The following is a 13,256-nucleotide window of genomic DNA, read 5'->3' on the forward strand; positions in this document are numbered from 1 at the left end:
GAAGTGCCACCCTTGCTGACGAACGGGATCAAATCCGGATTATAGCCCGTCAGCATAAGATCTGAATTTTCGCGATCTCGAAGGCTTCAAGAGCCGATTGTTGACAAACTATATTGATTTCTTCGGATACTCGCGCCAGCGACCTAGCGTCTTGTAGATTCATATCGTCAGAATCCTCGCGAGTCCGGCTTACTACTGCTCAAGGTAGAGGACGACAGCGATGAGCAAGCTGCAGATGATCGCGGTCGCCACTCCGCTCTTTTGCAGCACGCCCATGCGGTAGAGCAGCACGGCCATGACGATGATGGCGGGGGTGGCGACGATCAGGCCGAACTGGGCGTCGGTCATGAGACCCTCCTTAGGCCGCGAGCGAGCGATAGATCGCCGGCAGCGCAGCCGGCAGCCGAGACAGTCTGGAGACGATGGCATGACCGTGCTGCCCGAACAGGAAGGGCAGATAGGCGCGCGCCTCGCGGTCCACCGTGACAGCGAAGACGACGAGCCCGGCGCAGCGCGCCTCGGCCACCGCCTTGCGCGTGTCCTCCATGGCAAAGCGACCTTCATAGTGGTCGATATCGTTCGGCTTACCGTCGGTCAGCACCAACAGCAGCTTCCGGCGATCAGGCTGGCGCTTGAGCCGGGCGCTGGCATGCCTGATCGCGGCGCCGATACGGGTGTAGAAGCCGGGCCGCAGCGCCGCGATGCGCGCCTCGACTGCCTCCCCCATCGGTTCGTCGAAGCGCTTGAGCGTTTCGATCCGCACCCAGTCTCGGCGGCGCGAGGTGAAGCTCAGGATCTCATGGCGGTCTCCGCAGGCGGCGAGCCCATGAGCGAGCACGGAGAGTGCCTGTTTCTCGACATCGAGCACGCGCAGGTCGTCGAACCATGAATCGGTGGACAGCGACACATCCAGGAGGGTGGTGACGGCGAGGTCGAAGGTTTGCGGACGGCTGGCGAGATAGATGCGATCAGTGCCCGGCCCACCTGCTGCAAGATCGGCCTGCCGACGTACCACCGCGTCGAGATCGAGATCCGGGCCGTCGATCTGGCCCCGCTGCGGCTCACGGCAGGGCCGCATCGCCTCGAACTGGCGCTGCACGCGGCGCGCCAAGGCGCGCGTCGCATCATCGGGGGGCACGCAAGGCGCTCCGCCGCTCGCGGTGCCGACCACCACCCGGCAATGGTTCTCGCGATAGGTTCCGGTGCGGAAATCCCATTCCGGATAGGTCAGCTCCCCGGTCAGCGGCGTGGGGTCGACCGCTTCCGGCGGCAGGTCGAGGTCGAAACGGAAGCGCGAGGCGGGGCGCCCCTTGCGCTCGCCGAGCACCATGTCGTCGAGCTCGTCGGCCGCTTGGGGGTCGTGGTCGTCGCTGTCGTCGGATGGTCGGTCGACCCGCACCATTTCTGACATGGCGAGGATCTTCTCGAAGCGGTTGAGGATGAAGGGGCTGCGCTCCTTGTCATGCTCCGCCAGCTGCTCGCGGCTCGCTGTATGATGCTGCATGCCGGTCTCGGGCGCAGCGGCCGAAGGCGGTCGATCATCGTCGCGGCGGCGTGCGGTTGTCGGCTCCGTCGCGACGACGATTGGCCATAGCGGGACGGCGAGCGCGGGCAGATAGCCGGACGGTGCCTTGTCCTCGGGCTTGTCTGGCGGGGGCGCAGAGCCTGCGGCTCCGTTTTCGAGAAGCCTGCGGATCAGGGCCTCGACCCTGGCCTCGATCGCGGGAAGGGACGCGCGCCGCCGGATGGCGAGCGTTGCAGCCGCCAGCCGACGATAACGCTCGCTCATGCCCGGAAAGGCGGCAAGGACAGATGCCACTAGGTGCTCCGCTGCGGCAATGAGAGCGAGGTCGCGTCGTAGCGGGTCCGTCTCGGTTACGGGCCTGGTCGGCATCACTGCCATACAGGCGACGAGCCAGAGATAGAGATCGCGATTCAACGCGGGATCGGCGAAGAGCGCGATCTCCGGGGGCAGATGCAGGTTGTCGGCCGTCCGCGATGGCTGGGCCAGCCGCTCCTCGCCGAGACCGACGCGCTGGCGCCAGTTCAGTCGGTGCGCGGCGCTGCGCCCGCGGACCGGCGCCAGCCTCACGCCGTGCTCGCCGCCGAACCCGCGAAAGCAAACGGAGAGAACTGGGGCGATTTGCGATAGCGTCACGGCGGCCTCGGGATGGCGCGGCCAACTCGCGGTCTCGCCAACAAGCCGGTGCCAGAAGCGCCCGACCGTCTCCTCGAACTCCAGGAAATCCAGCATGGCCCTCTCAGTCCAGCACGGCCCGGGCGATCTCCATCAGCCCAGCCTTCACCTCTGGCTCGTCGGTCAACGGCTCGATCAGCGCCGAGATGACCGCCTCGCGTCGCGGCAGGCCTGCATCGATCAGGCTGGCGCAATAGACCAGAAGCCGGGTCGAGACGCCCTCTTCCAGGTCCTGGCCCTTGAGGCCGCGTAGCCGTCGCGCGAGATCGACGAGCGGAGCGACTGCAGTCTCGTTTAGCCCGCTCTCCTCTGCGACCACGGCGATCTCTCGATCGTGCGGCAGGAAGTCGAAGGTGATCGAGACGAAGCGCTGGCGGGTCGAGGGCTTCAGGTTCTTTAGCAGGCTCTGGTAGCCGGGGTTGTAGGAGACCGCGAGCATGAAGGAGGGCGGGGCGGTGAGCACCTCGCCGGTTCGTTCCAGCGGCAGGATACGGCGGTCGTCGGTCAGCGGGTGCAGCACCACTGCGACATCCTTGCGGGCCTCCACGATCTCGTCGAGATAGCAGAGACCGCCTTCGCGGACTGCGCGCGTCAACGGCCCATCCACCCAGACGGTCTCGCCGCCCTTGAGCAGATGGCGTCCGGTCAAGTCGGCCGCAGAGAGATCGTCATGGCAGGCAACGGTGAAGACCGGCAGCCCGAGACTTGCAGCCATGTGAGTGACGAAGCGCGTCTTGCCGGAGCCGGTTGGCCCCTTGAGCAGGAGTGGCAGGCGCCGTTCCCAAGCCTTTTCGAACAGGGCTCTCTCATTGCCGCTGGCCGTATAGGCCGGGATATCCGGTGCGCGCGAGACGCTGCCGCAAGACGGCAGCATCTGATCGGGCAACGACATGGCAGGTGTACCCATCGGAGGATTGTCTGGGTTGCGCATGATATCACTCCGCCGGCTGGACACGCCCGAGGGGCTGTTCGCGCCGCACCTTGCCGGGGACCAGCACGGCCCAGACGAACATCAGTGCTGAAATGACCACGATGACGCCGGAGCCGAGACGCACCCAGTAAAACAGTGCGAGTTGGTCCTGCACTTCCATGAAGGATTGGCCGAGGACGCGCTGGAGATGGACCTGGACGACGCCGGCGAAGGTCAGCGCGAAGGTCATCACCGACATCGCCGTCACCATCATCCAGAAGCTCACAATCGAGAGCCACTGGTTGTAGGGCGCGCGGCCACGCAGTTCTGGGATGGCATAGGCCATCATGGCGAGGTTCAGCATCACATAGGCACCGAAGAAGGCGAGATGCCCGTGGGCAGCGGTGACCTGCGTGCCATGGGTGTAGTAGTTCACCGAGGAAAGCGTGTGCAGGAAGCCCCAGACACCGGCTCCGAAGAAGGCCATCACCGAGCAGCCGATCGACCAGAGCAGCGCGGCCTTGTTGGGGTGATTGCGGCCGGCCTTCCAGGTCATCTGGACGGTGAAGATCACCATGGTGAAGAACGGGGCGACTTCCAGGGTCGAGAACAGAGAGCCGATCCACTGCCAGTAACCGGGCGCGCCGATCCAGTAATAATGATGGCCGGTGCCAAGGATGCCGGAAAAGAGTGCCAGCCCGACGATGACATAGAGCCACTTCTCGACCACTTCACGGTCGACGCCATTAAGCTTGATCATCAGGAAGGCGAGCACGGAAGCCATTATCAGCTCCCAGACACCTTCGACCCAGAGATGGATGACGTACCACCAGTACATCTTGTCGAGCGCGAGGTTAGCGGGGTTGTAGAAGGCGAAGAGGAAGAAGACCGCAAGTCCCCACAGTCCGAATAGCAAAATATTGGTGACCGTCGTCTTGCGGCCCTTCAGGCTCGTCATGGTGATGTTGAACAGGAAGATCAGCACCACAATGACGATGCCCACCTTGATGGCGAAGGGCTGTTCGAGGAATTCGCGCCCCTCATGGATACGGAACAGGTAGCCAACGACCGCGACCGCTGCCGCAATGAAGAACATCCAGAATTGGATGACCGCCAGCCTTGGACTGTAGAGCTCCGTCTCGGCCTCTTCGGGCAGCAGGTAGTAGGTCGCGCCCATGAAGCCGAGGAGCAGCCAGACGACCAGCGCGTTGGTGTGGATCATCCGCACGATGTTGAAGGGCAGAAGCTCAGAGAGCGTATTGGGGAGCACGTAGATTGCTCCCGCCAGCACGCCGAATGCGACTTGCGCGACGAAGAGGGCAAGTGCCCCGTAGAAATACAGCATCGCGACGTTTTGGGTCTTGTATCTCGTCATGACAGTCTCCGCGCTAGGCGTCTCAGCCGGCGTCGTTGGGCGGCCAGTTCTGGGTCTTGATACGGCTCGTCCATTCCAGGAAATCGGCGAGGTCGTTCAGTTCCTGGTCGGTGAGATTGAATTGCGGCATCTGGCGCCGCCCCTCGATCCGGGTCGGCTGTGCGCCCATCCAGGCTTTCAGCGTCTCGCGAGCACCGGCTGTGTCGCGGTCGCCGCCATAGCGTTTCCAGACATTGCCGAGCTCGGGCGCGAAATAGGCGCCCTCACCGAGCAGCGTGTGGCAGTTGATGCAGGAGTTTCGCTCCCAGACATGTTTGCCGCGCGCGACTGCCGGGGTCAGCGTCGATTCGTCTGTTGACTTGGTGCGCATGAACCAGTGGCTGTGGGCCGTTAGCCCAACAAAGATGGCGAAGAAGAAGATCGAGCCGCCATAGAAGACGTTGCGCGCTCCCGTCTTGGTCAAACGTTCGGCCATTCGCACATCCTTCCGTTGCAGCGGCCAGTCGGGTGTCCTGGGGTCGGAAGGCAATCTGCTTGAGGTCGAAAGCCAAGGCCGTCGGGCGGGACGAGTTGTGCTAACGCGTCCCGCAATCGCCTTCTTTGCGCATTGACAAAGAAGGGCTAGGCGATCACTCGCACGAGAGCCTCGTCAACCAAGCTGGATCAACTACTTCACGAGGCCGGGGCGGCACGAGCGCCTGCCTCGGAAGGTCATATATCGCCACTCCGCGACCGCGGCAGATGTGTCCGAGCTGTTCTCGGAAAACCCTGACGTCACCGAAATAATTCGGGAATGCCTTCTTTAGATCGTTGAGCTGGCGGAGACTGACCAAGACCGTATCGCTCGCGGGGTCTTCATCATCGGCACTGTCTACGGCCAGGCGACGTTCGATATCTCGGTGTCCGGCGCTTCCGTGAAGGTCTCAACGTCGATCGTCTTGGCCTCGTGATCGTACCGGAGCAGCAGGTACTTCGCGAAGCGATCGATCACATAACGCTCGATGACCTGAAAGCCGTACGCGAGGTTGTCGAGCTTAGCCTGAGCGCCGAGCTGCCGGTCGAGCTCGACGATTTCGCGTCGACGCTCTTCTCCAATCGGTGCACTGCGAACCGGGGGGCAGCCCTCACTCTCGGCGAATTCGCAGGACATCAGCATCAGGAGGCGGCGCCATGACTCACTTCCGCCTCCGCCTTTAATATTGACGCGCAGATAAAGACCGAGCGCCTCTACTGCCGTGGCCCAGGCATGCTGAAGATGGGTACGCACCTGAAGCTCGATTCTCAGCCCCTTCTGCTCGGGAAAGCGCTGATCATCATGATTGAGCAGGAGGTGGAGGGAGCGGTACCCATCCTTCTTCGGCCTATGGATGTAGTCGTTGGTGTCAAGGAGTTGATGACGATCGGACTGCTGGAGGCGCTCACTGAAACGCCTGACGTCTTCGATGGTAGGTAGGATGACGCGATATCCGCCGAGGTCCTGAATCTCGGAAAGCTTATGGTTCAGTCTCCGAAGCTTCCTTCGGATTGCTGGCATGCGCTTGAGGCGCGCGGCCGTGACACCGCCGGTTTCGAGCGCACGATTCGTAGCCGCGAGCTGGGCTCGGATTTGCCTCATCGCAACGAGGTGCCGTTCACGCCATTCGTTGGCGATTGAGAAGGCCTCGAGAACTTCCGGTGTTCGGAAACTGTCGCGAGGGATCACGCTCTTGAGAAGATCCCCGGCAACATCAACCCGTGCCCTCTCCAACGACGTACGACTCCCCTGACGGTGCCGAAGCCCCAGAGCGATCGACCTCGGTTTGGGACGGAGGTCTGCGAAAGTCATGTTCCTGGCGTGAGGTCCCGCCGCGACTAGGCGGCGGGGGATTTTATGGGTACGGCGGACTTCCGCTCACATTGGGACACGCCTCCGGTAGAATCCGACCAAACTTCCGGAGCGCCTACACAAGCAGCTCGGTACTTCACGCTCGCGCAGCGTGGTTGTCTCGCATGTTTCTCACTTCAGACACCGGTCGCTACGACCTTCCGCTGTTGAAGGCTCCTGAAAGGAGCCTGCCGCTAGTGCGGCAGGCTGTTGCGTCATTTGCGGCGCGCCGAAGCGTCAAAATGGCAAACCACGGTTCCACTCACACGAGCAGATACCGATCCTCAGCTAGTGCCATTCTTTGTGCTTCTCGGTGCCAAGTTAGCGCCTCGCGGTGCCAATCTTTGTGCGCCTGAGACCAAAGAAATCCCCTTGTTCAAAGGGCGCCGTCCCGGCGTGACAACGCCGGCCGGTCTGAATGCGCAAGTTCCGGACATTGCGATCGCGAGTTTGACCGCAAACCGTCATTAAGCTAGCGGCTCTGCCAGCGCAATCGGCAGATATTCACCGCGATGGAGAGGCCGCTCGGCAATAGGTAGGAGCGTGCGCAGCTCAGTCCGACGTTGCGTTCCACCTTCATGTCATCGATCTCGCGGGCGGCGAGGCCCAATCTGATCGGCTCTGAGCTAGGTACGATAGCCACGCCGAATCCAGCGCCCGCTATGGCGAGTGCGTCCTGATGCGAATGGGCGACCGACATACGCGCAAGCGCGATGCCCTTGTCCTGAAAGGCGCGGTGGGGCGAGCCGGGCGCGTCCGTCCAGTTCGCCACCACGATCGGTTCCTCCGCGAGGGCGGCCATGGTCACCTCCTCGCGCATCGTAAGGGGATGACCGACCGGCACCACGGCGCGATAGCTGTCGCGCCAGAGCGGGTGGAAGACCTCGTCCTCGGACAGGGCCGCCTCCGAGACGATCATGATCTCGGATGCGCTGCCTTCGCTTTGCAGCTCAAAATAGAGTTCCGGAGACGCAATCGCCGCCTCCTTCAGGAAGCCGGAGACGCGCTCGCCGGAGAGGCCCGGCATCACGGCGCAGCGCACGGGCTTTGTCGCGACAGGCCGACGCAGCATCGCCTTCAGCGAGCCGAACTCCGCGATCAATCGCACGGCGGTCTGAAAAATCTGGTCGCTGGCCGAGGTCGGGCTGACGCCACGCGCGTTGCGGATGAAGAGCTGGCATTCGAGATGCTCTTCGAGTTGCCGGATCGCAGCTGAGATCGAGGGCTGGGAGACGGTGCATCGGCGCGCGGCGAGACTGAAGCTCTGTTCTTCGTAGACGGCGACGAAATAGGCAAGCGAGCGAACATCCATAGTTTTTCTCTATGACAGGGATAGATTATAAATTGATTGACGCTTATTGGGGGTATCATTAGCGATTTCGTCCAGCGCCACATAGGCTGTGTATATATCGCGCTTCAAGCGAATTGCGTGAATGAGGACTCCGGATCAGCCGGAGCCGGTAAGGGACTGGGACGAAACAATGCGCATCAAGGCATTTCTGAGCACGCTGGCCCTGCTGGCCTCTATAGCGCCGGCCTATGCTCAACGGGATGGCGGCACGGCTTCGCTGGTCCTGCCCTATGGCGCCAGCATCACCACGCTCGACATCCATTCCTCCGCGCGGGCGCAGGACGGCATCGTCTCGCTCGCGATCCATCGCGGGCTCTACTCCTGGAGCAGCGAGAAGAACGAGCCGGTCCTGGAATTGGCGACGAGCGTCTCCGTTTCGCCCGACGGCATGGTCTATACCTACAAGCTGCGCGACAACATCCGCTTCCACAACGGCCGCAAGATGACGGCCGGCGACGTCATCTGGAGCTATCAGCGCGTCCTCGACCCCAAGGGCACCTTCGCTGGCGCGCGCTATCTGCGCATCATCGCAGGCGCCGAGGAGTTCGAGGCCGGCAAGGCGAAGTCGATCTCCGGCCTCGAGGCTGTCGACGATGTGACCCTCCGCGTGACGCTGAAGGATCGCGTGGACCCCGCCCAGTACCTGTTCTGGCCGGAGGTTTCGGTCCTGCCGAGCGAGGAGGTTGAGCGTCCGGGCTTCGCCAACGCACCGGTCGGCCTCGGTCCGTTTCGATTTGCCAGCATGACAGCGGGAAGCCGCATCGTCGTCGACAGGTTCGACGATTTCTACAAGGGCAAGCCCCATCTCGACCATATCATCTACAACATCATGGGCGAGGCCGCGGCGCGCGATGTCGCCTTCCGCGCCAAGACGATCGACATCAACCTACTCGGTTCCGCCCAGTACCCGGTCTATAAGAACGATCCAGAGTTCTCGAAGAACATCGTCGAGGTCGCGGAATACCGCACGCGCTTCTATGCCCTCAACCCGCGCTTCAAGCCGTTCCAGGACAAGCGCGTCAGACAGGCGATCAACTACGCCATCAATTCGGAAGTCATCATCAGCAAGCTGGTCAAGGACAAGGCCTATCGCGCCACGGGCTGGCTGCCGCTGACCTCTTCGGCCTACAACCCCGACATCAAGGGCTACCCTTACGATCCAGAGAAGGCCAAGCAGCTCCTCAAGGAGGCCGGCTACGAGAAGGGCTTCACCGTAGAGTTGGTGACAACCAACAACGAGTCCTTCGGCAGCACGATCGTCGAGGCGACGATCCCGTTCCTCGCCAAGGTCGGCATCACCGTGAAGCCGAAGGTCGTCGAGAACGCCGTCGGCCAGGACCTGCTCTTCCAGAAGGGTGATTTCGACGCCGCGATCTGGTCGCTTGCTTCCGGCCCCGATCCGCTGGCCGCGATGAAGCGTTTTCATTCGACGACGAGCCGCGCTGGCGGCAACATCTTCGACTACAAGAACAAGGGCGTCGACGCCCTGATCGACGCGGCCAGCGCCGCAAAGGACAAGGCCGAGCAGACGGCGTTGCTCAAGAAGGTCGACGCCGTCATCGTCGAGGATGCGCCGATCTGGCTGTTCAACTACAACAAGGCGGTTCTGGTGCATCAGCCTTGGCTGAAGGGGGTGCAGACAAACGCCGTCGAACTGACCAACCAGTACCCCGAATATCTCTGGCTCGACGATACTTCGCCGCGCGCCAACGCGAAGTGAGCGTGCCGCGTCCTGACGCGGCGGGCCTGCGCTCGCCGCCCGCTCCTGGTGTTGCGATGGTTCAACGATGATGTCCTTCGTGCTGCGGCGGCTCTGGCAGGCCGTCCCGACGATCCTTGCCGCGACCTTCATCATCTTCTTCGTACTCAACGTGCTGCCGGGCTCGGTCGGTATGCTGAGCGACGGCGAGGCCAGGGAAGTAGATCCCGTAGTGGCCGAGCGCATGCGCGTCGAGCTGGGCCTCGATCAGCCGATGCCCGTCCGCTACGGCCGCTATATCGGCGGCCTGCTCCAGGGCGACATGGGCACCTCGTTCAAGTCGCGCGAGCCGGTCTCGAAGATGGTCGGCGATCGCATCTGGCCCTCGCTCAAGCTCGCCTTCGCCGGCATGGGCTTTGCGCTACTGTTCGGCGTCCCCGTCGGCTTCATGGCGGCGCTGAGACAGGGTACTTGGCTCGACGGCTTATCGATGGTCGGGGCGGTCTCGGGCGTTTCGATGCCGCAATTTTGGCTCGGCCTGCTCCTGATGTATGTCGGCGCAGTCGTGCTACGCATCCTGCCGCCCTTCGGCTATGGCGATGGCGCCACCGTCAATCTAATCCTGCCGGCCTTGACGCTCGGCTTCGGCTACATGGCCCTGTTGGCGCGATCGACGCGGGCCGCCGTCATCGAGATCCTGAACGCCGATTATGTCCGCACCGCCCGCGCCAAGGGCATGTCGGAGCTGAAGCTTAACGGTAAGCATGTCGCGCCCAACGCGATGGTGCTGGTGCTGACGACCGCCAGCCTGCAGTTCGGTTCCCTGCTCGGGCATACGGTGGTGGTGGAGAAACTATTCGCCTGGCCGGGCATCGGCTCGCTGCTGGTTGATTCCGTGTTCCAGCGCGACCTGCCGGTGATCCAGGGCTGCGTCGTGCTGATCGTGGTCTTCTTCCTAATCGTCAATCTCGGCACGGATATCCTGTATTCGCGCATCGACCCGCGGATCAGACTGACATGAAGGCGCTTCTCAAGACCGCGCTGGAGCGCAAGGCGCTGTTTTTCGGCATCCTGACGCTCGGCCTGTTCGCGGCGCTTGCAATGCTGGCACCCTGGATCTCGCCGCATGATCCTGTGCTCGATGCCGACCTGATGTCGGCGGGCCAGCCGCCCGGCGGCGAGTATTGGTTCGGCACCGATGCGCAAGGCCGCGACATCCTCTCGCGCGTGCTCTATGGCGCCCGCGTCTCGCTGACGGTCGGCCTGCTCGTGCAGTTCGCGAATTCGGTGATCGGCATCGTTCTGGGCCTGAGCGCCGGCTATTTCGGCGGCTGGTGGGACGATCTCGTCTCCGGCATCACCAATGTCATGCTTGCCATTCCCTCGCTCGTCTTCGCGTTGGCGATCATGGCGCTGCTCGGCCCCGGCCTCGTCAACCTGCTGATCGCGCTCGGCGTGACGCAATGGTCCTATACCTGCCGGATCACGCGCTCGCAGGTGCTGACGGCGCGCGCCTTGCCCTATGTCCAGGCGGCGCGCGGGCTCGGCTACGGCCATGGCAGAATCATGCTGACCCAGATTCTGCCCAATATCGTCGGCCCGATCATCGTGATCGCCACGCTCGGCATCGGTGCGGCGATCCTGAACGAGGCGGCGCTCTCCTTCCTCGGTCTCGGCGTGCAGCCGCCCTGGCCAAGCTGGGGCAGCATGCTCTCGGATGCGCGCGACGAGATCTTCACCGCGCCATGGATCTCGATGTTCCCGGGTTGCGCGATCTTCCTCTGCGTGCTCGCGCTCAACATGCTCGGCGACGGCCTGCGGGATGTGCTCGATCCGCACAGCCAGCTCTCGCGCCGGTGAACGCCATGATCAACCCGACGGAAGATCGCGCGGCACTGCTCGACGTACAGGGCCTCCAGACCGAATTCATGACGCGGCAGGGACCAGTACGTGCCGTCGACGGCGTATCGTTCTCGATCGGCAGGGGTGAGCGGGTCGCGCTGGTCGGTGAATCCGGCTGCGGCAAGAGCGTGACCTCGCTTTCGCTGATGCGCCTGATCCGCTCGCCTGGCCGGATCTCGGGCGGTCGCATCCTGTTCGACGGTGTGGATCTGTTGTCGCTGCCTCCCAAAGCGATGCGCGCGATCCGCGGCCGGCGCATCGGCATGATTTTCCAGGAGCCTATGATGGCCCTGAACCCGGTCCTGACCATCGGCCAGCAGGTCTCCGAGATCTTCACCCTGCATCTCGGCATGCGCCGCAAGGAAGCTTGGGGCCAGGCCATCGAGGCGCTGCGCCGCGTCAATATCCCGGCGCCTGAAAAACGCATCGAGGAATTCCCGCACCAGCTCTCCGGCGGCATGAAGCAGCGCGTCATGATCGCCATGGCGATGGCCTGCAAGCCCGATCTGCTGATCGCCGACGAGCCGACTACCGCGCTCGATGTGACGATCCAGGCCCAGATCATCGAGCTCATGCGGGAATTGCAGGAGGAAACCGGCGCGGCGATCCTGATGATCTCGCATGATCTCGGGCTCGTCTCCGAATTCGCCGAACGCGTGCTGGTGATGTATGCGGGCAAGGTCGTGGAGGAGCGCAAGGCGGAGGATATCTTCGCCTGGCCCGCACACCCCTATACGCAGGCGCTGATCGCCTCGCTGCCGCGGCTCGGCGAGCGCTCGCTGCATGGCCGCGCGCCACTTCAGGAAATCCGCGGCATCGTGCCGGCCTTGTCCGAGTTGCCGCCGGGCTGCCGCTTCAACCCGCGCTGCAACAACGTCATGGATCGCTGCCGCGTCGACGAGCCCTCGCTGCTGGCGCGCAGGAGCGGCGGCCAGGTCCGCTGCTGGCTCGAACAGGCGCAATCATGAGGCGCGAGATGAGCGATACCGTCCTCTCCGTTCGGGACCTCAAGGTCCATTTTCCGCTTGGCGGCGGCCTATTCCAGCGCTCCGCTGGTACCGTGCGTGCCGTCGACGGCGTTAGCTTTTCGCTCAAGCGCGGCGAATGCCTCGGCATCGTCGGCGAGAGCGGCTGCGGTAAGTCGACCATGGGCCTTGCCGTCATGCGCCTCCTCGAGCCGACCTCGGGCGAGGTGCGTCTCGACGATGTCGAGGTCCAAACCCTCTACCGACGCGATCGCCGCGCCTTTGCACGCCAGATCCAGATGGTGTTCCAGGATCCCTATTCCTCGCTCAATCCGCGCATGACGATCGCGCGCTCGCTCGACGAACCGTTGCGTCTTCATGGCGTGAGTTCGGCGAAGGAGCGGGCAGATCGCATCGCCTATGTTCTTGAGAAGGTCGGCCTGCGCCCCGATCAAGCCAAGCGCTATCCGCATGAATTCTCCGGCGGGCAGCGCCAGCGCGTCGGCATCGCGCGCGCGCTAATCCTGAAACCCTCGGTCATCATCGGCGACGAGCCGGTCTCAGCGCTCGACGTTTCGATCCGGGCCCAGATCATCAACCTGCTGGTCGAGTTGCAGGCCGAGTTCAAGCTCTCCTACATCATCATCTCGCACGACCTCGCCGTCGTCGAGCATCTCTGCGACCGGATCGCAGTGATGTATCTCGGCCAGATCGTCGAGATCGGCAGTTATCGCGACATCTACAACAATCCGCAGCACCCCTATACCAAGGCACTTCTCTCGGCCGTGCCCTCGACCGATCCGGCGCTGCGGCGCCAGCGCATCGTGCTTCATTCCGATATTCCGAGCCCGCTCAATCCGCCTCGGGGCTGCCGCTTCCACACCCGCTGCGGCTTGCGCGAGGACGGCTGCACGACCACTGTGCCGGAATTGCGTAGTTTCGGCGCCGAGCACTTCGCCGCCTGCCATCTCGCCGGCGTGCAATGAAGCTCGC

The 13,256-nt window shown here is 63.2% G+C and carries 12 protein-coding genes; 5 read left to right on the forward strand and 7 right to left on the reverse strand.

Annotated features, from left to right (window positions below; all coding sequences use genetic code 11):
- Positions 1 to 192: 192 nt before the first annotated feature.
- From AC1DW9_RS24595 to AC1DW9_RS24625, 7 genes are all read right to left on the reverse strand, one after another.
- Positions 193 to 348 carry a hypothetical protein gene (locus tag AC1DW9_RS24595; RefSeq protein ID WP_441507998.1) on the reverse strand — a complete coding sequence of 52 codons (156 nt, stop codon included), beginning with the start codon at positions 346 to 348 and terminating at the stop codon, positions 193 to 195.
- 10 nt (positions 349 to 358) lie between these two features.
- On the reverse strand, positions 359 to 2,254 hold the full coding sequence (locus tag AC1DW9_RS24600) for a nitric oxide reductase activation protein NorD (protein WP_441507997.1): 1,896 nt from the start codon (positions 2,252 to 2,254) through the stop codon (positions 359 to 361).
- Between the two features lie 7 nt (positions 2,255 to 2,261).
- Entirely contained in the window at positions 2,262 to 3,071 is an 810-nt protein-coding gene (locus AC1DW9_RS24605) for a CbbQ/NirQ/NorQ/GpvN family protein (RefSeq protein WP_441508020.1), read from the reverse strand.
- A gap of 61 nt (positions 3,072 to 3,132) precedes the next feature.
- The gene (locus AC1DW9_RS24610) at positions 3,133 to 4,482 is read right to left on the reverse strand and encodes a cbb3-type cytochrome c oxidase subunit I (protein ID WP_441507996.1); all 1,350 of its coding nucleotides are present in this window, start codon (positions 4,480 to 4,482) and stop codon (positions 3,133 to 3,135) included.
- 22 nt (positions 4,483 to 4,504) lie between these two features.
- Positions 4,505 to 4,957, reverse strand: a complete 453-nt coding sequence (locus AC1DW9_RS24615; RefSeq protein ID WP_441507995.1) for a c-type cytochrome — start codon at positions 4,955 to 4,957, stop codon at positions 4,505 to 4,507.
- 396 nt (positions 4,958 to 5,353) lie between these two features.
- Positions 5,354 to 6,184 (reverse strand): RelA/SpoT domain-containing protein, encoded by an 831-nt coding sequence (locus AC1DW9_RS24620; RefSeq protein ID WP_476776823.1) that lies wholly within the window; start codon positions 6,182 to 6,184, stop codon positions 5,354 to 5,356.
- A 634-nt stretch (positions 6,185 to 6,818) separates the two neighbouring features.
- Entirely contained in the window at positions 6,819 to 7,658 is an 840-nt protein-coding gene (locus AC1DW9_RS24625; RefSeq protein ID WP_441507993.1) for a LysR family transcriptional regulator, read from the reverse strand.
- A 169-nt stretch (positions 7,659 to 7,827) separates the two neighbouring features.
- Between AC1DW9_RS24625 and AC1DW9_RS24630 the strand changes: the two genes are divergently transcribed.
- The 5 genes from AC1DW9_RS24630 to AC1DW9_RS24650 all read left to right on the forward strand — a co-directional run bounded on the left by AC1DW9_RS24630 (position 7,828) and on the right by AC1DW9_RS24650 (position 13,249).
- On the forward strand, positions 7,828 to 9,417 hold the full coding sequence (locus AC1DW9_RS24630; RefSeq protein WP_441507992.1) for an ABC transporter substrate-binding protein: 1,590 nt from the start codon (positions 7,828 to 7,830) through the stop codon (positions 9,415 to 9,417).
- A 67-nt stretch (positions 9,418 to 9,484) separates the two neighbouring features.
- Entirely contained in the window at positions 9,485 to 10,417 is a 933-nt protein-coding gene (locus tag AC1DW9_RS24635; protein WP_441507991.1) for an ABC transporter permease, read from the forward strand.
- Between the two features lie 80 nt (positions 10,418 to 10,497).
- Complete coding sequence (locus tag AC1DW9_RS24640) at positions 10,498 to 11,256, forward strand: ABC transporter permease (protein WP_441508019.1); 759 nt, start codon at positions 10,498 to 10,500, stop codon at positions 11,254 to 11,256.
- A gap of 5 nt (positions 11,257 to 11,261) precedes the next feature.
- Complete coding sequence (locus AC1DW9_RS24645) at positions 11,262 to 12,266, forward strand: ABC transporter ATP-binding protein (RefSeq protein WP_441507990.1); 1,005 nt, start codon at positions 11,262 to 11,264, stop codon at positions 12,264 to 12,266.
- 8 nt (positions 12,267 to 12,274) lie between these two features.
- Positions 12,275 to 13,249, forward strand: a complete 975-nt coding sequence (locus tag AC1DW9_RS24650; RefSeq protein ID WP_441507989.1) for an ABC transporter ATP-binding protein — start codon at positions 12,275 to 12,277, stop codon at positions 13,247 to 13,249.
- Positions 13,250 to 13,256 lie beyond the last annotated feature (7 nt).

Source organism: Allobosea sp. P4_E12 (assembly GCF_056401655.1).